Genomic DNA, 20,946 nt, shown 5'->3' with positions numbered 1-20,946 from the left:
ACCCGGATGCCGCCGTCGCGCGCTGGCAGTCTGGAAAAAGGGGAAGGGTCAGACGGCCACGTTGAGGGAAGCCCGGACCGACTCGAGGGCCTTGGTCCAGACCACGAGCTGGTCGAGCATCGGGTCGACCGAGGCGGCCTGCATCTCGGTGGGCTTGAAGACGGAGAAGTTCTCGAAGTCGCTGAAGAGCGAGAACATGCCGGTCTTCTGCACGTGGGCGACCTGGAGCTCCGAAAGGATGCCGCGGAGGTGCTCGACGGCGCGGACGCCGAAGGCCGAGCCGTAGGAGACGATGCCGGCGGCCTTGTTGGCGAACTCGGCGTTGAGGTATGAGAGCGCGTTGGCGAGGGCCGGCGCGACCGAGTGGTTGTACTCGGGGGAGATGAAGATGAAGCCGTCGAACTCGTCGATGCGGGCCGAGAACTCCTTGGTGGCCTCGTTGCTGTACGACTGGTACGCGGCGGGCATGGCCTCGTTCAGAAGCGGGAGGCTGTAGTCGGCGATGTCGACGAGCTCGAACTCCACCTCGGGCTTCTGCTGCTGGGCGCGCTCGAGGACCCACTCGGCGACCTGGCGGTTGTTGCGGCCGGGGCGGGTGCTGCCAGTGACGACGGCGATCTTGGTCATGGGGTCTCTCCTTGTTGACGCATCAATCAAAACTTGATGGTTCAACTAGAACATGGGCATAATTGATGTGTCAAGCACCGATGGGGGACATGGAGGAGTGATCGTGGGCACACAGGCTGCAACGGAGGCCGAGCCTCGCTGGCTCGACGCGCGCGAGCGGGAGGTCTGGCTCGCGCTGCGTCGGCTCATGTGGGGCCTGCCGCCTGCGATCGACCGCCAGCTCACCCGCGACTCGCGCCTGTCCGGTCCCGAGTACTCGGTGCTCGCGACCCTCTCCGAATGCCCGGACGGCGTGCTCCGGTCGGGCACCGCGGCACAGGAGCTCGGCTGGGAGCGGAGCCGCCTCTCGCACATCCTCAAGCGCATGGAGGCCAAGGGGCTCATCTTCCGCACCTGTTCGGCCGACGACGCGCGCGGACAGGACGTCCACCTCACCGACGCAGGCCGCGCCGCGATCGTCGACGCCGCCCCGGGCCACGTGGAGTTCGTGCGCAGGACGGTCTTCGACCCCCTCACCGCGGAGCAGCAGGACCTCCTCCGAGAGGCATGCAGCCGGATCATCGACGCCGCCATGACCGTCGAGGCGGAGGCCGGGGACGGACTGGGCGACAGCTAGACTGACCGCGTGACCTGGCAGCGCAGCGCATCGCAATGGTTCCGCCTCCCGGCCCAGCAGCTGTGGGAGGTCATCTCGCGGCTCGAGCTGTGGCCCCAGTGGAACCCGGCCGTGGCGCACGCCGAGCTCGACGGCCCCCTCCGCGAGGGGACGTCCGGCCGCTACTCCCCCAGCCACCGGCTCATCGGGCCGCTGCACCGCCGGACCGCGCCGGCCTTCAGCCTGACCGCCGTCCAGGATGGACGGCGGCTCGCCCTCCGGCAGCCCCAGCCCGGCGGCTCACAGGACATCGAGTGGACCCTCGAGGAGCGGGACGGGGGCACTGTCCTGACCCAGCGCGTCTCGGTGGCCGGGCCGCTCGCCCAGCAGCTCGGCCTCACCGCAGGAGAGCCACTCGTGCGCGGCTTCGAGCTGCAGTGCGCGCGCCTGTTCCGGCTCGCCGCGCCGCCGGCGCCGTCCGCGGACCCCGACGGACGCGCCCTCACCGTCATCGTCGGGGGCTCGGGCTTCCTCGGAACCCTGCTGGCCGCTGACCTGGCCTGCGACGGCCAGCGCGTCGCGGTGCTGACCCGTTCCGCGAGCGACTCGCCCTTCGAGCAGATCACCTGGGACGGCGCGCACGACGGCGAGTGGTCGGCCCGGCTGGGCGCCGAGCCCCGCCTGCGCCTCGCCAACCTGTCCGGGGTCAGCCTGGACCGCCCTGGAACGGACGAGAACCTCGCGCTGCTGACCGCCAGCCGGGTCGAGCCGACCCGGGCCCTCGTCGATGCGAGCCGCTCGTGGGAGCGGCCCGTCGAGCGCTGGCTCCAGCAGAGCGCCGTCGGGATCTACGGCCACAGCGGGGACGTCGCGGACGAGTCGACCCAGCCGCCGCAGCTCGCCGGCGGGCTCGCCGCCGTCGTGAGGGCGTGGGAGGGCGCCGCGGACGGGGCCGCCGCGCAGCACCGGACGGTGCTGCGCACCGCCGTCGTGCTCCACCGCGACGCGCCGCTCATGACGCGCCTGACGGTTCCCGCCCGGATCGGCGCCGGGGGCCACCTCGGCACGGGCGGGCAGTGGTTCACCTGGATCCACGCCGCGGACTGGGTGCGGATCGCCCGGGCCGCCCTCGGCCTCGCGGCCGATCCCGGCGGCTCAGGGCTCGCGGCCCTGCCGGACGGCGTCGTCAATGCCGCCGCACCGCAGCCCGTGACCAACCGGGAGCTCATGGCGCACCTGCGCGAGCTCGTGGGGGTCCCGGTCGGCATCCCCGCCCCGGCCGCCCTCGTGCGGCTCGGCGCGGGGGTGATGCGCACCAACCCCGCCCTCGCGCTGGACAGCGTGCGCGCGGTGCCCGGCGTGCTGAACGAGGCAGGCTTCGACTTCCGCTACCCGACGCTGGCCGCGGCCATCAAGGAGCTCGGCTCCTAGGGCGCTACCAGGCGTGCGGAGCGGGGCGCCGGGTGCTCGGCAGCGCATTCTCCTCGCGCCACCGGTGGAGGAACTCGGGCAGCACCAGGTCCGCCGGCGGGTGTCCCACCTCGGCGAAGATCTCCTCGTTGGGCACAGGCCCGGCGGAGGAGACGAGGCGGGCCGCAATGTAGGCGCGGGCGTACACCTCGCCGTCGGCCACCATGCGCTGCTCGAAGAACATCGCCTTCTCGTCGAATCCGATGATGCGGCTCTCGACCGTGTAGCGCTGCCAGAGCGTCAGCGACTTGCGGAAGGTGATCGTCTCGAGGTTCACGACCGGCGACCACCCTCTGGCCCTCATCCTGTCCCACGCGCCCGCGCGGACCATGAGGTCGAACCGGCCCAGGTCCATGAGGGAGAAGTACATCCCGTTGTTGACGTGCATGGCGAGGTCGATGTCCGTGGGCAGCACCCGAAGCGGGAGGGAAGAGGTCTCCCACACGGACAGGGGCGTGCGCCGGCGGGACGTGATCAGAAGCAGGAGCGTGCGCAGGAGGAGATGCATGGCCCCATGCTACTGGTGAGTAACTTCGCCGTCATGTCCGCTGGGTCAGGACCGGCACGAGGCGGTCGATGACCGTGGCATCCTCGATCGTCGACGGGACGGCGTAGTCCTCCCCATCGGCTATCTGGCGCATGGTCTTGCGCAGGATCTTCCCCGAGCGGGTCTTGGGCAGGGCGTCCACGACGACCGCCTGCTTGAAGTCGGCCACGGGCCCGACCTCGCGCCGCACGAGCGCCACGAGCTCGGCCGCGAGCTGGTCCTCGGGGACGGACGCTCCGGCCTTGAGCACGACGAAGCCGACAGCCCGCTGCCCCTTGAGCTGGTCCTTGAGCCCGATGACGGCGCACTCGGCGACGGCCGGATGACGGGCCAGAACGGCCTCGATGGCCCCGGTCGAGAGGCGGTGGCCCGCGACGTTGATGATGTCGTCGGTGCGCCCCATGACGTAGACGTACCCGTCCGGGTCGCGGTAGCCCGAGTCGCCAGTGGCGTAGAAGCCCGGGAAGGCAGAGAGGTACGAGGCGACGAACCGCTCGTCGTTGTGCCACAGGGTCGTGAGCGTGCCGGGCGGCAGGGGCAGCCGCAGCGCGATGTTCCCCTCCTCGCCGGGTCCCAGCGGGGCGCCGGCCCCGTCGAGGATCTCGAGCTCGTAGCCGGGCATGGGCAGTGACGGCGAGCCCGCCTTGAGCGGCAGCTCCTCGACTCCGGCCGGGTTCCCGCAGATCGCCCAGCCCGTCTCGGTCTGCCACCAGTGGTCCACCACGGGGATGCCGAGCTTCTCCCCCGCCCAGCGGTACGTCTCCGGATCGAGCCGCTCCCCCGCAGCGTAGAGCCGCACCAGGGACGAGACGTCGTATCCGGTGAGGAGCCCGAGCTCCGGGTCCGCGCGGCGGATTGCCCTCAGTGCCGTCGGCGCCGTGAAGAGGACCTTGACGCGGTGGTCCTGCACGACCCTCCAGAACGCCCCGGCGTCGGGTGTGCCGACCGGCTTGCCCTCGTACAGGACAGTCGTCGCTCCCGCCAGGAGCGGGCCGTAGACGATGTAGGAGTGGCCCACGACCCAGCCGACGTCGGAGGCGGTCCACATCACCTCCCCCGGGCCCACCCCGTAGAGGCTGCGCATGGTCCACGAAAGGGCCACCGCGTGGCCCCCGTTGTCGCGCTGCACGCCCTTCGGCGTACCGGTAGTCCCCGAGGTGTAGAGGATGTACAGCGGGTCCGACGCCGCCACGGGCACCGGGGCGACGGGGTCGGCGCCGGCGAGGGCCTCGTCGAAGCCGAGCCAGCCGGGGTAGTCGGCGAGCACATGGCCGAAGCCCTCGCGGGGCACGACGACGACCGGGAGATCGGGCACGCCGGCGACCTCGAGGGCCTCCTCGACGGCGGGAAGGTACTCGACCCGGCGGTTCGGCTCGATGCCGCCGCTGGCCGTCACGATGAGCTTCGGGCGCGCGTCTGCGATCCGGGCGGCGAGCTCGCGCGGCGCGAAGCCGCCGAACACGACCGAGTGGACTGCGCCGAGGCGCGCGCACGCGAGCATCGAGATCACGGCCTCGGGGATCATCGGCAGGTAGAGGACCACGCGGTCGCCCTTGCCGACGCCCTGGCTCCGCAGGGCCCCGGCGAACTGGGCGACGAGGTCGGTCAGCTCGGCGTAGGTGTACACACGCTGGGTGCCGAGGACGGCCGAGTCGTAGACGAGGGCGGCGTCCGCCCCCCGCCCGGCCTCCACGTGGCGGTCGAGCGCGTTGTAGCAGGTGTTCAGCTCGCCGCCGGGGAACCAGCGGTACAGCGGGCGCTCGCCGGCATCCAGCGCCGCGGTGGGCCGAGTGGTCCACGCGATCGATTCTGCCGCCTCGAGCCAGAAGCCCTCGCGGTCCTCGAGGCTGCGCCTGTACAGGCCCTCATACGTACCGGTCCCCCGGGCCGCGGCTGGTTGCTCCCCGGTCCCCGGTGTCGTCCCTGCGCCCTGCGTCGTCCCCTGCGTCACTGTGGTGCTCCTCACTTCGTCGTGATGACCCCAGCGTAGGGGACCGCACGGGCGGCCCACAAGGGCTGATGTATACATTTGAATCGTCTTGCCGGGCTGAAACGCTTGCTTTCACGCCGCTCCCCTGCCAGTGTATACAGAGAAGTACGTCGGGCCGTCCGTCGAGAGGAGTGTCATGAAGGCCAGCGACCGGGCCTACGCAGCACTCCGTGACGACATCGTCGAATGGCGGCTGCCCCCCGGGACCGTGCTCGGCGAGGTCGAGCAGTCCGAGCGGCTCGGGGTCTCGCGGACGCCGCTTCGTGAGGCGCTCGCGAGGCTCACCGCCGAGGGACTGGCCTCCGCCCAGCGGGGGCGGGGCGTCGTCGTGAGCGACATCTCCCTGGCCCACATCGACGAGCTCTTCGAGCTCCGCGAGGCCCTCGAGTCGAAGGCCGCCGCGCTCGCCGCCCTCAGGGGAGACCGCGAGCTCTTCGCGGTGCTGCGCGACCGGTTCGCGGCGGCACCGGCGCTCCTGAACGACGAGGACCCGCAGCGCCACGAGTACTACGCCCTCGCCGCAGAGCTCGACGCCGCGATCGACGCCGCGGTCGGGAACTCCTACCTCGCGCAGTCGCTCGAGGGCCTGCGCGTCCACCTCACCCGGGTGCGCCGCCTCGCGAAGGACGACGCCGCGCGGCTGAGGCAGGCGGCGTCCGAGCACGCCGCGATCGCCGCCGCCATTGCCGACGGCAACGCCCACCTGGCGGCCGCCGCGACCGCGGTCCACCTCAGCAACAGCCTGAACCACATCAAGTCCACCCACACGACTCCCACCCCCCACATCCGAGAGGTCTCCCATGGTTGAGATGCACAAGGTCCGCGTCTACAAGAGCGAAGAGAACCTTCCGCGCGAGGAGCAGCTCGCGCACAGGATCGCGAAGGTCGCTGCCGACCCGGTCGAGGTCACGCCCGAGGTGACGGAGATGATCATCAACCGCATCATCGACAACGCCTCCGTCGCCATCGCCTCCCTCAACCGCGGCCCCATCGTCGCCGCGCGGGCGCAGGCACTGGCCCACGCGCCGTCGTCCGGCGGCCGTGGCGCTCTCGTGTACGGCGTCACCGAGCGGGTCTCCCCCGAGTGGGCCGCGTGGGCCAACGGGGTGGCCGTGCGCGAGCTGGACTACCACGACACGTTCCTCGCGGCGGAGTACTCCCACCCCGGCGACAACATCCCGCCGATCCTCGCCGTGGGCCAGCACGCCGGCTCGAGCGGCCGTGACCTCATCCGCGGCATCGCGACCGGCTACGAGGTCCAGGTGGACCTCGTGAAGGCCATCAGCCTGCACAAGCACAAGATCGACCACGTGGCCCACCTCGGCCCCTCCGCCGCGGCCGGGATCGGGACGCTGCTCGGCCTCGACGTCGAAACGATCTTCCAGGCCGTGGGCCAGGCCCTGCACACGACGACCGCGACCCGCCAGTCCCGCAAGGGCGAGATCTCGACGTGGAAGGCCCACGCCCCGGCCTTCGCGGGCAAGATGGCCGTCGAGGCCGTGGACCGGGCGATGCGCGGCCAGACCTCGCCCGTGCCGATCTACGAAGGCGAGGACGGCGTCATCGCCTGGCTCCTCGATGGCCCCGACGCCTCGTACGAGGTCCCGCTCCCGGCCGACGGCGAGGCGAAGCGCGCCATCCTCGACACCTACACCAAGGAGCACTCGGCCGAGTACCAGGCGCAGGCCTGGATCGACCTGGCGCGGAAGCTGAACCGCGAGCACCCCGAGGTGACGGACCCGGCGAACGTGGCGAGCATCCTCATCAGGACGAGCCACCACACGCACTACGTCATCGGCTCGGGGGCCAACGACCCGCAGAAGTACGACCCGACGGCCTCCCGCGAGACGCTCGACCACTCGATCCCCTACATCTTCGCCGTCGCCCTCCAGGACGGCGCGTGGCACCACGTGGACTCCTACTCGCCCGAGCGGGCCGGGCGGCCGGACACCGTGGCCCTGTGGCACAAGGTGACCACCGAGGAGGACCCGGAGTGGACCCGCCGGTACCACTCGCTGGACATCTCCGAGAAGGCCTTCGGCGGCTCCGTGGTCATCACGCTCACCGACGGCACCGTGGTCGAGGACCAGATCGCCGTCGCCGACGCGCACCCGCTCGGGGCCCGCCCGTTCGGGCGCGAGCAGTACATCGCCAAGTTCCGCACCCTCGCGGCCGAGGCCGTGGCGCCGGAGGAGATCGACCGCTTCCTCGACGCGGTCCAGCGCCTCCCCGAGCTCGGGGCGGGCGAACTCGACGCGCTCAACATTGTGGCGAAGGACGGCGTGATCGACCTCGCTGCGGCCCCGAAGGGACTGTTCTGATGCTGTACTCGAAGTCCACGCCCGAGCAGAAGCGGGTGAAGCTGCGCGAGATCCTCTCCTCCGGGACGCTCCAGCAGTTCCCCGGAGCGTTCAGCCCGCTGTCCGCCCGGCTGATCGAGGAGAAGGGGTTCCCCGGGGTGTACATCTCCGGGGCGGTCCTGGCCAATGACCTCGGCCTGCCGGACATCGGCCTCACGACGCTCACCGAGGTGGCCACCCGCGCCGGGCAGATCGCGCGCATGACCGACCTGCCCGCCATCGTGGATGCCGACACGGGCTTCGGCGAGGCCATGAACGTGGCCCGCTCGGTGCAGGAACTCGAGAACGCCGGACTCGCCGGCTGCCACATCGAGGATCAGGTCAATCCCAAGCGGTGCGGCCACCTCGACGGCAAGGCCGTCGTCGACCTCGACACGGCCCTCCAGCGGATCCGTGCCGCGGCCGACGCACGCCGGGACCCGAACTTCCTGATCATGGCGCGCACGGATGTGCGCGCCGCGGACGGGCTCGAGGCGGCGGTCGAGCGCGCCAAGGCGCTCGTGGACGCCGGGGCCGATGCGATCTTCCCCGAGGCCATGGCGAGCCTCGAGGAGTTCGCGGCAATCCGGGACGCCGTCGACGTGCCGATCCTGGCCAACATGACGGAGTTCGGCAAGAGCCGGCTCTTCACCCGCGACGAGCTCGCGGGGATCGGCGTGAACCTCGTGATCTACCCGGTCACCCTCCTGCGCATTGCGATGGGGGCGGCAGAACGTACGCTGGATACCATCAGGGCGGACGGAACGCAGGAGGCCGAGGTGGAGAACATGCTGACCCGCTCGCGCCTCTACGAGCTGGTCGACTATGAGGCGTACAACCGCTTCGACACCGGCGTGTTCAACTTCCAGGTTCCCGGCCGATACTGAGTGCCAAGGACCACAGAATAGGAGTCCTGCGATGACGCAAGTGCCCAATACCGAAGAGATCAAGAAGGGCCTGGCCGGCGTGGTGGTGGACTACACCGCCATCTCCAAGGTCAACCCCGAGACCAACTCCCTCCTCTACCGCGGCTACCCCGTCCAGGAGCTCGCCGCCCGCTGCAGCATGGAGGAGGTCGCCTACCTCCTCTGGAACGGCGAGCTTCCGACCCAGGACCAGCTCGCCGAGTTCGAGGCGCGGGAGCGCTCGGGCCGCTCCCTCGACCCGGTCCTGAAGCAGGTCGTGGATGCGCTGCCCACCACCTCCCACCCCATGGACGTATGCCGCACCGCGGCCAGCGTGCACGGCGCACGGAACGCGCTCGCGGCGGACTCGTCGCGCGAGGCCAACCTCACCAAGGCCCTCGAGCTCTTCGCCGCCATGCCCGCCGTCGTCGCCTACGACCAGCGCCGGCGCCGCGGCCAGGACCTGATCGAGCCCCGCAGCGACCTCGGCTACGCGGCGAACTTCCTCTGGATGACGTTCGGCGAAGAGCCGGCCCCCGAGGTGGTGCGCGCCTTCGAGGTGTCGATGATCCTCTACGCCGAGCACTCGTTCAACGCCTCGACGTTCACGGCCCGCGTCGTGACCTCGACACTGTCCGACCTGCACTCCGCCGTGACGGCTGCGATCGGAGCCCTCAAGGGACCCCTCCACGGCGGGGCGAACGAGGCCGTCATGGAGACCTTCGAGGAGATCGGGATCCGCACCGACGAGTCCCATGAGGAGGCCAAGACCCGCGCGAAGGCATGGATGGACGCCGCGCTCGCTGCCAAGAAGAAGGTCATGGGTTTCGGCCACCGCGTCTACAAGCACGGCGACTCGCGCGTGCCGACCATGAAGGCGGCCCTCGACGACCTCATCGCGTTCTACGGGCGCCCCGAGGTCCTGGGGCTCTACGACGGCCTCGAGCAGTCAATGGACGAGGCCAAGGGCATCAAGCCCAACCTCGACTACCCCACCGGCCCGGCCTACCACCTCATGGGATTCGACATCCCCACGTTCACGCCGCTGTTCGTGGCAAGCCGGATCGTGGGCTGGACGGCCCACGTCATGGAGCAGCTCGAGAGCAACTCCCTCATCCGCCCGCTCTCGGCCTACAACGGGCCGGACGAGCGGCACCTCGACTGACCCTCCGCTGAGGTCCCGGCGCCAGCCGGCGCGGTCACTGGCCGAGGACGACGAAACGGGCCACCGTCTCGTTGTCCTCGGCCATTTCCACGTAGAAGTCCCCGACCGTCCCGGACAGGACCACGGGCAGCCAGTGGTCCGCGTCCTGCCACATGTGCTCGACGGGGAGCCGGTCCACGGGGTACCACGCCGGAGCGATCTCCTCGGTCTCGCCGATCTCCCCCGTCCACACCGTCGAGGTGAACATGGTGCACTCCATGTCCCAGGCCGGGCGGGCGGGGAACCGGAAGTCGACGCTGCCCGCCGGGGTGAGCAGCGCGGCGTCGAGCACGACGCCGGCCTCCTCTGCGAGCTCGCGCACGGCCGCTTCCGCAGGGGTCTCGCCCGGTTCGATGTGCCCCCCGAGGCCCACGACCTTGCCGAGGCCGAACCCGCGCTTCTTGCGGCCCAGCAGCACCTCCCGGCCGAGGGGACCCTCACGCAGGAGGAAGCAGAGTGCGACGGGGGCGCCCATCAGCGTTGGCTCCGCATCATCCTCTGGCCCTCGGGTGCGCCGCAGCATAGACCTCGCGCAGCGTGTCTGCCGTGACGAGCGTGTAGACCTGCGTGGTGGTGACTGAGGCGTGGCCCAGCAGCTCCTGGACAACCCGCACGTCCGCGCCGCCCTCGAGGAGGTGGGTCGCGAAGGAGTGGCGCAGCGTGTGGGGCGAGACGTCCCGGCCGATCTGCGCCTTCTCGGCGACGTCCTTCAGGATGGTCCAGGCGCTCTGGCGGCTCAGCCGGCCGCCCCGGGCGTTGAGGAAGAGCGCGGGGGTGCCGCGGCCCTTGGACACGAGGGTCGGGCGTGCGCGGACGAGGTAGGCCGAGAGCGCACGGGCGGCGAAGCTGCCGATCGGGACGAGGCGTTCCTTCGAGCCCTTGCCGAAGAGCCGCACGACCGGAGGGCCGCCGTCCGCGGAATCGAGCCGGAGGTCGTCGACGTCGAGCCCGACCGCTTCGCTGATGCGCGCACCCGTCGCGTAGAGGAATTCCAGCAGCGCGCGGTCGCGCAGGCCCGATGGCGTGTCGGCGGCGGCTGCCTCGAGGATCCGGGTCACCTCGTGCACGGTGATGGCCTTGGGGAGGCGCTGGCCGGCGAGCGGGGGGTGGACGTCGACGGCGGGGTCGTTCGGCGTCGTGCCCTCGAGCGCCCAGAAGCGGTGGAGCCCGCGCACGGCGACCACGGTCCGGGCCGCCGATCTCGCGGTGAGCGGGCTTCCGCCGTCGGCCCCGTCCCGGAGAGCCTGCGCGAAGGCGCCCACGTGCTGCCGCTGGACGTGCGCCGGCGAGGTGAGGCCGGCCGCGCCGAGATAGGCGCCGTAGCGGGCGAGGTCGCGGCGGTACGCGGCAAGGGTGTTCGCGGCGAGGCCCCGCTCCACCGCGAGGTGCCGCAGGTAGTCCTCGACGCCACGGGCGACGGCGGGCGGCGGCTCTGCTGGCCCCGCGGCTGGGGCGGGGCTCACCGGGGCGGCGGCCGGTGCCGGGTCCGGGGCCTGCAGGGGGGGCACGGTCACCGCTGCGCGGGGTGCGCCGGCCACGGGGCGTCGCCGGGGCGCAGCGAAGAGAAGCCGGCGGCGCGCGCCGCGTGGGCGGCCAGGACGGCGACCGCCGCGCTGGGGTTGTGCAGCCTGCCCTCGAGGACCGCCCGGACGGCGTCGTCGAGGTCGACCCAGGCGAACTCGATCTCCGACTCCTCGTCGGTGCGGGTGTGGCGCTCGTGGTGCGGGACCTCGTGCAGGCCGCGGGCGAGGTAGACGCGGATCGCCTCGCTCGAGGAGCCCGGGGAGGTGAAGAACTCCGCCAGGACGTGCCACTCGTCGGCGGCGAGGTCCGCCTCTTCGGCGAGCTCGCGCGCGGCGGCGGCAAGGTTGGACTCGCCGTCGACATCGAGGAGCCCGGCCGGGATCTCCCAGAGGTCCATCCCGACAGGGTGCCGGTACTGGCGCAGGAGGAGGATCCGGCCGTCGTCGTCCATCGGAAGGACGGCAACGGCTCCGGGGTGGTCGATGAAGTCGCGGTGCAGCGTCCCGGACCCCTCGGAGAGCTCGAAGGCGTCGCTGCGGACGTCCCAGATGCGGCCCTCGTAGACGGTATGGGAGGACAGCACGCGCCGCGGGCTCACGGCGTCCTCGACGGTCGTGGCAGTGTGTTCGACCGCCGAGGCGTCGTGGGCCCGCGGCGCGTGCTTCGTCATGTCCGCAGCCTACTTGCCCTTGGCGGCCGAGGCGGGCACCTTCGCGGTCTCCGTGGCGCCGTTCTGGCGCTCGAGGGCCGCCTTGACGAGGCCCACGAACAGCGGGTGGGGGCGGGTCGGGCGCGAGCCGAGCTCGGGGTGAGCCTGCGTCGCCACGTAGTACGGGTGGACGTCGCGCGGCAGCTCGACGAACTCGACGAGCTTCCCGTCGGGGGACGTGCCGGAGAACTTCAGGCCCTTGCCCGCGATCTGCTCCCGGTAGGCGTTGTTGACCTCGTAGCGGTGGCGGTGGCGCTCGGCCACCTTGGTCGCACCGTAGGTCTCGGCGATCACCGAGCCGGGCTCGAGGACCGCGTCGTAGAGGCCGAGCCTCATCGTGCCTCCGAGGTCGCCCTTGCCGCCGACGATGTCGAGCTGCTCCTCCATGGTGGCGATCACGGGGTACTTCGAGTCGGGCTCGAACTCGCTCGAGGACGCACCCTCGAGGCCGACCACGTTGCGGGCGTACTCGATGACCATGCACTGCAGCCCGAGGCACAGGCCCAGGGTCGGCAGGCCGGTCTCCCGGGCGAGCGTGAGAGCCCCGAGCTTGCCCTCGAGCCCACGGATGCCGAAGCCCCCGGGCACGAGGATCGCGTCGACGTCGGCAAGCGCCTTCTTCGCCCCTGCGGGCGTCTGGCACTCGTCGGAGGCGACCCAGCGGATGTTGACCTTGGCGTCGTTGGCGAAGCCGCCGGCGCGGAGGGCCTCGGTCACCGACAGATAGGCGTCCGGGAGGTCGATGTACTTGCCGACCAGCGCGATCTCGACCTCGTGGGAGGGGTGGTGGACCGCCGCGAGGAGGCGGTCCCACTTGGTCCAGTCCACGTCCTTGAAGGGCAGGTCGAGGGCGCGGACGATGTACGAGTCCAGGCCCTGGGAGTGGAGGACCTTGGGGATGTCGTAGATGCTCGGCGCGTCCGGGCAGCTGATCACGGCGTCGGTGTCGACGTCGCACATGCGGCCGATCTTGTCCCGCATCGCATCCGGGATCGCGCGGTCGGAGCGGATGACGATGGCCTCGGGCTGGATGCCGATCGAGCGCAGGGCCGCGACGGAGTGCTGGGTCGGCTTGGTCTTGAGCTCCTGGGACGGCCCGATGTAGGGCACGAGGGAGACGTGGACGAAGAAGACGTTGGTCCGGCCGACGTCCTGGCGCACCTGGCGCGCGGCCTCGAGGAACGGCTGGGACTCGATGTCCCCGACCGTGCCGCCGATCTCGGTGATGATCACATCGGGGGCGTTCTCGCCCTCGGACGGAAGGCGCATGCGGCGCTTGATCTCGTCCGTGATGTGGGGGATGACCTGGACAGTGTCACCGAGGTACTCGCCGCGGCGCTCCTTGGCGATGACGGTCGAGTAGACCTGGCCGGTGGTCACGTTGGCCGAGCCGTCGAGGGACTCGTCGAGGAAGCGCTCGTAGTGGCCGATGTCGAGGTCGGTCTCTGCGCCGTCCTCAGTGACGAAGACCTCGCCGTGCTGGAAGGGGTTCATGGTTCCCGGATCCACATTGAGGTAGGGATCCAGCTTCTGCATGGTCACCGAGAGGCCGCGGGCCCGCAGCAGGTGGCCGAGGCTGGATGCCGTCAGACCCTTCCCGAGCGAGGACGCCACGCCGCCGGTGACGAAGATCTGTTTGGTCGTCTGGGCGGAGTCTGAAAAACGGGAATGAGTACGCTGCACCACGGAATTCGAGCATATCACCCCGGCGCCGGGCAATGGGCCGGCGCCGGTCAGCGCGCCGCCGTCGCCCTCGAGGCCTGGGCGTCCTCGAGGAGTTCGAGGGCGTGGGCCTGCGCCGACGCAGAGTCCTCCTGGCCCGCGAGCATCCGGGCCAGCTCGACCACCCGCTCCTCTTCCCCGAGCACCCGGATGTCGCTCGAGGTGACGCCCTGGACGCCGTCCGAGGTCCGACCGGTGGCAATCGAGTTCTTGATCACAGTGATGTGCCGGTCGGCGAAGGCCGCGACCTGCGGGAGGTGCGTGACGACGAGGACCTGCACGTGCTGTGCGAGCATCGCGAGGCGCCGCCCGATCTCGACCGCCGCGCGGCCGCCGACCCCCGAGTCCACCTCGTCGAAGACGAACGTGGGGACCGGGTCGACGGCCGCGAGCACGACCTCGATTGCGAGCATGACGCGCGAGAGCTCGCCACCGGAGGCACCCTTGCCGAGCGGCCGTGCCGGCGCGCCGGCGTGCGGCCGGAGGAGGATGGCGACCGTGTCCGCGCCCTCGGGCCCGAGCTCGTCCGTCTCCTCGACCGCGACCTGGAGGGTCGCGTCAGGCATGGCCAAGGCCGTGAGCTCCTCGCTCACGCGGGCGGCGAGGGCGCCGGCCGCGTCCCGGCGCTGTGCGGTCATCTCGGCCGCGAGCTCCCGCAGGCGGGCCTCGTCCGCCGCGATCTGGGCGGTGAGCACCTCGATGCGGCCGTCGTCGTCCTGCAGCTCGAAGAGCCTCTTCTGGCCGGTCTCGGCCCAGGCGATGACCTCGTCCAGCGTCGGGGCGTACTTGCGGGTGAGGCCTGTCAGGGCCGCCCGTCGCTCCTCGACCTCGGAGAGGCGGCCGGGCCCGTCGGAGTCGAGGGACGCGCCGTAGCTCGCGAGGGAGGCGGCGATGTCGGCAAGGAGGTAGCCCACCTCGGCGAGCCGCTCGGCGGAGGCGCCGAGCTCGGCGTCGTGCTCCGCGACCTGCTCGAGCGTGCGCTTGGCGGTGTCCACGAGCGTGGTCGCATCGGCACCCTCGGCGAAGTCCTCGGCGACGAGGGCCTCGTGCGCCTGCTGGGCGGCGACGCGCAGCGCCTCGGCGTTCGAGAGGCGCGCCGACTCGGCCCGCAGTTCCTCGTCCTCGCCGGGCTGGGGGTCCACCTCGGCGATCTCGGCCAGGGACGCCTCGAGCGACTCGGCCTCGCGGATCCGCTCGCGCGAGGAGGAGACCAGCTCGTCGAGCTCGCGGCGCGCCGCCGTCCAGCGGGTGTAGGTCTCCGCGTAGTCCTTCTGGACCGAGGCGAGCTTCTCCCCCGCGAACTTGTCGAGGGCCTCCCGCTGGGCTGCCGGGCTCTTGAGCCGGAGCTGCTCGGACTGTCCGTGGATCACCACGAGCGCCCCGCCCACCTCGGCGAGGACGCCCACGGGCGCGCTGCGTCCGCCCACGTGGGCACGGCTGCGCCCGTCGGCGCCGACCGTACGGGCCAGCAGGAGCTCGGCGCCGCCGTCGTACTCCTCGATGTCAGCCCCGGCCTCCTGGGCGCGCACGACGGCGGCGTGGCCGGGTTCCAGCCGGACCCTCGCCTCCGCGAGGGCCGACTTGGCGCCTGTGCGCACCGCGCCGGCGTCGGAGCGGCCGCCCAGGAGCAGCCCGAGCGCGGTGACCACCATGGTCTTGCCGGCACCGGTCTCGCCCGTCACGACGCTCAGCCCGGGTCCCAAGGGCAGGGAGGCCTCGGTGATGACGCCGAGGTCGCGGATCCTGAGTTCCTCGATCACGTGTCCTCCTGGTTCTAGTTCGTCGGGTCGTCTCCGGCCGGGGCGACGTCGCCCTCGCGGCGGGCCCCCCATGGAACGGCGGGCACCTCGGGTACCCCCGGCTCCGGGCCAGCGCCCGGCCTGGCCGGAACGGGTCCGCGCCAGCCGTGGATCGGGAGCTCGAACTTCCGTACGAGCCTGGCCGAGAACGGCGTGGCGCTGATCCTCGCGAGGCGGACCGGCACCGGGGACTTCGTGACCTCGACCCGCGCGCCCGGTGGGAGGTCGACCGACCGGCGGCCGTCGCACCACAGGACCGCGTGCGCGTCGGTGCGCCCCAGGATCTCGACGGCGAGGCGGGACCTGGGCGAGACGACCAGCGGCTTCGCGAACAGCGCGTGGGCGCTGATCGGCGTGATCAGGAGCGCCTCGACTTCCGGCCACACGACGGGGCCGCCGGCAGAGAAGGCGTAGGCGGTGCTGCCCGTCGGGGTCGCGAGGACGACTCCGTCGCAGCCGTACGACGTCAGCGGCTTCCCGTCGACCTCGGTGACGACCTCGATCATCCGCTCGCGGGCGGCCTTCTCGATCGCGGCCTCGTTCAGCGCCCACGTGTGGGCGACCTTGGTGCCGTGGTGCCACACCGTGACGTCGATGGTCATGCGCTCCTCGACCGAGTAGCTCCGCGAGGCGACCCACTGCACCGTCTGCGCGAGGTCGGCGCGCTCGCTCTCGGCAAGGAAGCCCACGTGCCCCAGGTTCACGCCGAGGAGGGGGACATCGACCTTGACGTTCCGGACGAGCTCGGCGGCGCGCAGGATCGTCCCGTCCCCGCCCAAGACCATCACGAGCTCCACTTCGTCGAGCTCGACGTCCTCTCCCAGGATCTCCGTGGGATGGTCGAGGCCGCCGAAGTGCGCCTCGAGATCACGCTGCTGCGAAGCCGACATGACGGGTGCGAGCCCCGAGCCGTAGAGCTGGGCGCAGGCCTCCCTCGCGGCGACCATCGAATCCTCGCGGCCGGTATGGGCGAGGACCAGGACCCTCCGGTTCATGCGCGCTCCTTGCCTCGACGTTCTGCTGCTGTCTCTGCCTGCTCGGCTGGCCAGTGCGCCTCGACCCACGCCCCGGCAGGCACTTCAGGCGCGGGAAGCTGCCCGGGCGGGCGGGTGAGCCACAGGAAGTACTCGACGTTGCCGTCCTGTCCCGGCAGGGGGCTTCTGGCGAGGCCGCGCAGGGCGAGGCCAGCAGCGACCGCCGCCTCCGCGACCGCCGTCACCGCGCGGCGTCGCTCGCCGTCGGAGCCGACGACGCCGGTGCGTGCGAGCCGCTCCCGACCGACCTCGAACTGGGGCTTGACCATGACCAGGAGGTCTCCGCCCGGTTCGGTGCATGCCGCGAGGGGGCTGAGAACGAGGGTGAGCGAGATGAACGAGAGGTCCGCGACCGTCAGCCTCGCGGGGCCGCCGATGGCGGCAGGATCGAGGTCGCGGACGTTGACGCCCTCGTGGACCTCGACCCGGGGATCCCTGCGCAGGCTGTCGACGAGCTGCCCGTGGCCGACGTCGACAGCCACGACATGATCGGCGCCGGACTGGAGGAGGACGTCGGTGAAGCCGCCCGTCGAGGCCCCGGCGTCGAGGCAGCGGAACCCGCGGGGGTCGATGCCCGGGAAGCTCGCGAGGGCCCCGGCGAGCTTGTGGCCCGCGCGGCTCACATAGCGGTCGTGCTCGGTGGCCTCGACGTGGATGTCGGCGCCCTCGCCCACGGTCTGGGACGCGCGGGTGACGGACGATCCATCGACGCGCACGGCGCCGTCACCGATGAGGCGAGCAGCGTGGGTGCGCGAACGCGCGAGCCCGCGCCGGACGAGTTCGAGGTCGAGCCGTGCCACCCTACTCCCCCGGCTCCATGCCGAGGACGCCGGACAGCGCCGCGTGGAACTCCTCGAAGGCCGCGGCACGCTCCGCGAGGGGCAGCGCCGCGGCCGCGTCGAGGGCAGCAAGCGCCTGCTCCGTTTCGGGGACCACGGCCTCGTGCTCGCGTCCGCGGGCAGCGCCCGGTCCCGGAAGCTGTGGATCCTCGCTCATGGACCCCAGCTTATCGAGCCCGGGTGGCAGTTTCGCCGACCCTGCCAGTGGGGCGGGCCTCAGGCTCAGCCTGCCCAGCGCACCTCCGGTGCGGTGGGGAGGTCGGCGTCAGGGTGGGCCTCCCACCATGCCGCGCAGGCTGCACGCCACGCGTTGAGGTCGCCGGGTTCGCCTTCGACGCTCACGGCAGCGCCCTCTGCCCGGGCGACGGCGCCGCCCACCCGCCACGCGCCGTCGTGCGCGACGGACTCGGGGTAGGGGGCGAAGAAGTCGTCCAGCGTGCCCAAGATGAACGAGGGTCTCTCCGCGGCGCGCGCAGCAAGGATGCTCTCGGGCGTGTCGACTCCGGTCAGCACGGCGGCGGTGGCGAAGCCAGCGCGGTTGCCGCCCAGGATGTCCGTGTCGAGGCGGTCGCCCACCACGAGCGGCTTGCTGGCCCCGAGCCTGTCCGCCGCTGCGAGGAAGAGCGGCGCCTCCGGCTTCCCCGCGACGAGAGGGTCACGTCCTGTTGCTGCCCGGACCGCCGCGACGAGCGTTCCGTTGCCCGGGGCCATCCCCCGGGCCTGCGGGATCGAGAGGTCCGTGTTGGTCGCGATCCACAGGGCGCCGCGAGCGACCGCGTAGGCCGCCTCGGCGAGGTCCCTCCAGCCGAGGTCCGGGCTGAAGCCCTGGATCACGGCGTCGGGCTGCTCCTCGCTCGAGCGGACGGGGACGAGCCCGCGCATCTCGACCTCGCGCGCCAGGGCCGCACTGCCTGTCACCAGGACGCGCGCGCCCGCTGGGACGTGCTGCGCGAGCAGGTCCGCGCCCGCCTGGGCGGAGCTCACGACGTCGTCATCCGCCGCCGGCGCGCCGAGCTCCCTCAGATGGGCGGCCACCTCGGCGGGGGTGCGCGACGCGTTGTTCGTCACGTAGCCCAGCCGCACGCCCCGTGGGGCGAGGGCCTTGAGTGCGTCGACGGCGCCGGGAATCGCATGGGGACCGGCGTACACGACTCCGTCCAGGTCGGACAGGACGGCGTCGAAGCCGTCGATGAGGGCTCCCATCCTAGGCGTCGCCCTGCGGGCGCTCGTCGTACTCCACGGAGGGGAACTCCGGGGCGAGGTCTTCCTGGTCGAGGGTCTCGGAGGTGGTCATGCCGATCTCATCCTCGGCGAGGCCGGTCTCGGGCGCTGCGTCCTCTTCGCCAACGGCGTCGAGTCCAGCAGGCTCGGCTTCGGTCGAATCGGCATCGCTCGAATCGCCCCCGGTGCCTTCGGGCGAGCCGTCCGCAGTCCGTGGGACACCGCCGCCGATGGGCGCCGAGCCGTCGTCTGAGGCGTCGTCCTGAGGGGCGGCGGACGCCGAACGCGCCCGGCGCTCCTCCTCCTCGCGGCGCTCCTCCTCCTCGTCCCACCCGAGGTCCATGATCTCGGGCTCCTCGAACTCGCCGACGCCCAGGGCGCTCTCGGCGACGCCGATCTGTCGGTACCACTTGGCTGCCTCGTCGGAACGCCCTGCTGCGGACAGGGCGTCAGCGTACGCCTCGAAGAGGCGGGGGCTGAAGGAGAAGGCGCGGTTGATGTCGAGCTGCGGGATCTCCAGCTCCTCGACAGCGCCCTTGTAGTCCCCCATGTCGGCGCGGGCCCCGGAGGCGACCATCGCGAGCTCCGCCTTGCCGGCGTTGTCCAGCATGTTGCGCTCATCCGAGTGCGCGAGCTCGAGTGCCTTCTCGGGGCGCCCGAGACCACGTTCGCAGTCGGCCATGTGGGCGATGTGGATGCTCGAACCGGTGATGCGGCGGAACGTCCGGAACTCCCGGAGCGCGTCGTCGTAGCGCCCGGCGGCGTACGCCGTCATCCCGACGGCCTCGCGGACGGCGCCGATGCGCCCCCCGCGCCGGCTCGCGGCAAGGGCGTGCTGGTAGGCAGCTTCCGGGTCATCGTCGATGAGCCGGCCTGCCATGACCAGGTGCTTCGACACCCACTCGCTGTTGTTCCCTTCGAGCGTGCGGAGCTGTCCGAACGTAGCGCGGTCGAGCTCCCGACCCGTCACGTCCGGGTCGATCTCCGGAGACCGCTCGCGATCGGGCCGGTTCGAGACCCTGAGATCAGCGGCGTTATGGCGGCGCTCGCGCTCCTCGCGGGATTCGAAACCGTGCTCGCCGCGATCGCCACGGTCGTCGCGCTCAGGTCGGCCGCCAAAGTCCCTGCGGTTGCCGAATGAACGGCGCTCACCGCCCTCGCGGTCGTCGCGCTGGAACGGACGACGCTCACCCCGGTCGCCGCGATCGCCGAAGGAGCGCCGCTCACCACGGTCGTCCCGCTGGAACGGACGACGCTCACCCCGGTCGCCCCGGTCGTTGCGATCGCCGAAGGAGCGGCGCTCACCGCGGTCGTCCCGCTGGAACGGACGACGCTCACCCCGGTCGCCCCGGTCGTTGCGATCGCCGAAGGAGCGCCGCTCACCACGGTCGTCCCGCTGGAACGGACGACGCTCACCCCGGTCGCCGCGATCGCCGAAGGAGCGGCGCTCACCACGGTCACCATTGGAGCCGCGCTCGCCAGACGAACCACGATCGCCGAAGGAGCGCCGCTCACCACGGTCGTCCCGCTGGAACGGACGACGCTCACCCCGGTCGCCCCGGTCGCCCCGGTCGTTGCGATCGCCGAAGGAGCGGCGCTCACCGCGGTCGTCCCGCTGGAACGGACGACGCTCACCCCGGTCGCCCCGGTCGTTGCGATCGCCGAAGGAGCGGCGCTCACCGCGGTCGTCGCGCTGGAACGGACGACGCTCACCCCGGTCGCCCCGGTCGTTGCGATCGCCGAAGGAGCGCCGCTCACCGCGGTCGTCGCGCTGGAACGGACGACGCTCACCCCGGTCGCCCCGGTCGTTGCGATCACCGAAGGAGCGACGCTCACCACGGTCACCATAGGAGCCGCGCTCGCCAGACGAACCACGGTCGCCGAAGGAGCGACGCTCACCACGGTCATCCCGCTGGAACGGACGACGCTCACCGCGATCACCATAGGAGCCCCGCTGGCCGCGCTCACCGTACGAACCGCGGTCGTCGCGGTCACCAAACGAACGCCGCTCCCCTGCGGGGCCACCCTGGGCATCCCGATCACGGAAGCCACGCGGGCGGCCACCAGAGTTGCTGGTGCCCCGGAAGGGAGCGCCAGACCGATCGGAGCCCCGATCGGAGCCACCCCGGCGAGGACCGTCGAATCCCCGTCCCCTGTTGCCTCGACCGTTCTCGTCTGCCATGGTGGCTCCTCTTCCCTGATGTCCTTGGTGATCGGCGACTTGGCGCCGTCACGTCCCTATGTACTTTGAATAAAGATGTCAGTCTCGATGCGGAGGCGCATCGCAGCCGTGAACCTGACCGACGCGCGCGCCATCAAGTCTACGTTGGCTGCCTTCGCCCTGCCGAGCCGTCGTTAAATGCAGGGAGCCCCCCGGCGGGTGCTGGGGGGCTCGACCTGGTGGTGTTGTCCGGCGGTGTC

The 20,946-nt window shown here is 71.6% G+C and carries 20 protein-coding genes; 6 read left to right on the top strand and 14 right to left on the bottom strand.

The window, feature by feature from the left end; translation table 11 throughout:
• Positions 1 to 48 precede the first annotated feature (48 nt).
• Entirely contained in the window at positions 49 to 627 is a 579-nt protein-coding gene (locus ABD298_RS00970) for an NADPH-dependent FMN reductase (protein WP_344297620.1), read from the bottom strand.
• Between the two features lie 103 nt (positions 628 to 730).
• Between ABD298_RS00970 and ABD298_RS00965 the strand changes: the two genes are divergently transcribed.
• Positions 731 to 1,243, top strand: coding sequence for a MarR family winged helix-turn-helix transcriptional regulator (locus tag ABD298_RS00965; RefSeq protein WP_344297618.1), 513 nt, complete (start codon positions 731 to 733; stop codon positions 1,241 to 1,243).
• Positions 1,244 to 1,252: 9 nt separating this feature from the next.
• A complete protein-coding gene (locus tag ABD298_RS00960) occupies positions 1,253 to 2,653 on the top strand; it encodes a DUF1731 domain-containing protein (RefSeq protein ID WP_344297616.1) in 1,401 nt (466 codons plus the stop codon).
• A 4-nt stretch (positions 2,654 to 2,657) separates the two neighbouring features.
• Here ABD298_RS00960 and ABD298_RS00955 read toward each other — a convergent pair whose 3' ends face one another.
• The gene (locus ABD298_RS00955) at positions 2,658 to 3,200 is read right to left on the bottom strand and encodes an acyl-CoA thioesterase (RefSeq protein ID WP_344297613.1); all 543 of its coding nucleotides are present in this window, start codon (positions 3,198 to 3,200) and stop codon (positions 2,658 to 2,660) included.
• Positions 3,201 to 3,231: 31 nt separating this feature from the next.
• Positions 3,232 to 5,100: an AMP-binding protein gene (locus ABD298_RS00950; RefSeq protein WP_344298147.1), complete on the bottom strand. Its 1,869-nt coding sequence runs from the start codon at positions 5,098 to 5,100 to the stop codon at positions 3,232 to 3,234.
• A 265-nt stretch (positions 5,101 to 5,365) separates the two neighbouring features.
• Between ABD298_RS00950 and ABD298_RS00945 the strand changes: the two genes are divergently transcribed.
• Genes ABD298_RS00945 through ABD298_RS00930 form a run of 4 tightly spaced genes read left to right on the top strand, consistent with a single transcriptional unit; the run spans position 5,366 to position 9,638 of the window.
• Complete coding sequence (locus ABD298_RS00945) at positions 5,366 to 6,037, top strand: GntR family transcriptional regulator (protein WP_344297611.1); 672 nt, start codon at positions 5,366 to 5,368, stop codon at positions 6,035 to 6,037.
• Positions 6,030 to 7,550, top strand: a complete 1,521-nt coding sequence (locus ABD298_RS00940) for an MmgE/PrpD family protein (RefSeq protein WP_344297609.1) — start codon at positions 6,030 to 6,032, stop codon at positions 7,548 to 7,550. Before ABD298_RS00945 ends, ABD298_RS00940 begins: the two co-directional genes overlap by 8 nt.
• Positions 7,550 to 8,455 carry a methylisocitrate lyase gene (gene prpB / locus ABD298_RS00935; RefSeq protein ID WP_344297607.1) on the top strand — a complete coding sequence of 302 codons (906 nt, stop codon included), beginning with the start codon at positions 7,550 to 7,552 and terminating at the stop codon, positions 8,453 to 8,455. Before ABD298_RS00940 ends, prpB begins: the two co-directional genes overlap by 1 nt.
• A 31-nt stretch (positions 8,456 to 8,486) precedes the next feature.
• On the top strand, positions 8,487 to 9,638 hold the full coding sequence (locus tag ABD298_RS00930) for a bifunctional 2-methylcitrate synthase/citrate synthase (RefSeq protein ID WP_344297605.1): 1,152 nt from the start codon (positions 8,487 to 8,489) through the stop codon (positions 9,636 to 9,638).
• A 34-nt stretch (positions 9,639 to 9,672) separates the two neighbouring features.
• Here ABD298_RS00930 and ABD298_RS00925 read toward each other — a convergent pair whose 3' ends face one another.
• The 11 genes from ABD298_RS00925 to ABD298_RS00875 form a co-directional block, all read right to left on the bottom strand.
• Complete coding sequence (locus tag ABD298_RS00925) at positions 9,673 to 10,155, bottom strand: 8-oxo-dGTP diphosphatase (RefSeq protein WP_425564281.1); 483 nt, start codon at positions 10,153 to 10,155, stop codon at positions 9,673 to 9,675.
• A 13-nt stretch (positions 10,156 to 10,168) separates the two neighbouring features.
• A complete protein-coding gene (xerD, locus tag ABD298_RS00920) occupies positions 10,169 to 11,185 on the bottom strand; it encodes a site-specific tyrosine recombinase XerD (RefSeq protein WP_425564272.1) in 1,017 nt (338 codons plus the stop codon).
• A 2-nt stretch (positions 11,186 to 11,187) separates the two neighbouring features.
• Positions 11,188 to 11,871: an NUDIX domain-containing protein gene (locus ABD298_RS00915; RefSeq protein ID WP_344297601.1), complete on the bottom strand. Its 684-nt coding sequence runs from the start codon at positions 11,869 to 11,871 to the stop codon at positions 11,188 to 11,190.
• A gap of 9 nt (positions 11,872 to 11,880) precedes the next feature.
• On the bottom strand, positions 11,881 to 13,614 hold the full coding sequence (gene pyrG, locus ABD298_RS00910) for a CTP synthase (protein WP_344297599.1): 1,734 nt from the start codon (positions 13,612 to 13,614) through the stop codon (positions 11,881 to 11,883).
• A gap of 29 nt (positions 13,615 to 13,643) precedes the next feature.
• Positions 13,644 to 15,392, bottom strand: coding sequence for a DNA repair protein RecN (recN, locus tag ABD298_RS00905; RefSeq protein WP_344297597.1), 1,749 nt, complete (start codon positions 15,390 to 15,392; stop codon positions 13,644 to 13,646).
• Between the two features lie 14 nt (positions 15,393 to 15,406).
• On the bottom strand, positions 15,407 to 16,426 hold the full coding sequence (locus ABD298_RS00900) for an NAD kinase (RefSeq protein ID WP_208712277.1): 1,020 nt from the start codon (positions 16,424 to 16,426) through the stop codon (positions 15,407 to 15,409).
• Complete coding sequence (locus ABD298_RS00895) at positions 16,423 to 17,265, bottom strand: TlyA family RNA methyltransferase (RefSeq protein ID WP_344297591.1); 843 nt, start codon at positions 17,263 to 17,265, stop codon at positions 16,423 to 16,425. The genes ABD298_RS00900 and ABD298_RS00895 overlap by 4 nt, the downstream gene beginning before the upstream one ends.
• Position 17,266: 1 nt before the next feature.
• Positions 17,267 to 17,461, bottom strand: coding sequence for a hypothetical protein (locus ABD298_RS00890; protein WP_344297589.1), 195 nt, complete (start codon positions 17,459 to 17,461; stop codon positions 17,267 to 17,269).
• 65 nt (positions 17,462 to 17,526) lie between these two features.
• The gene (locus tag ABD298_RS00885; RefSeq protein WP_344297587.1) at positions 17,527 to 18,507 is read right to left on the bottom strand and encodes an HAD-IIA family hydrolase; all 981 of its coding nucleotides are present in this window, start codon (positions 18,505 to 18,507) and stop codon (positions 17,527 to 17,529) included.
• 1 nt (position 18,508) lies between these two features.
• Positions 18,509 to 19,495: a tetratricopeptide repeat protein gene (locus ABD298_RS00880; protein ID WP_344297585.1), complete on the bottom strand. Its 987-nt coding sequence runs from the start codon at positions 19,493 to 19,495 to the stop codon at positions 18,509 to 18,511.
• Entirely contained in the window at positions 19,492 to 20,520 is a 1,029-nt protein-coding gene (locus tag ABD298_RS00875) for a hypothetical protein (RefSeq protein ID WP_344297583.1), read from the bottom strand. The genes ABD298_RS00880 and ABD298_RS00875 overlap by 4 nt, the downstream gene beginning before the upstream one ends.
• Between the last annotated feature and the right edge of the window lie 426 nt (positions 20,521 to 20,946).

The sequence above is a fragment of the Sinomonas flava genome, from assembly GCF_039531875.1.
Taxonomy (GTDB): domain Bacteria; phylum Actinomycetota; class Actinomycetes; order Actinomycetales; family Micrococcaceae; genus Sinomonas; species Sinomonas flava.
The sequence above is the reverse complement of the archived record's forward strand: the minus strand, read 5'-3'. Positions and strand labels throughout refer to the sequence as shown.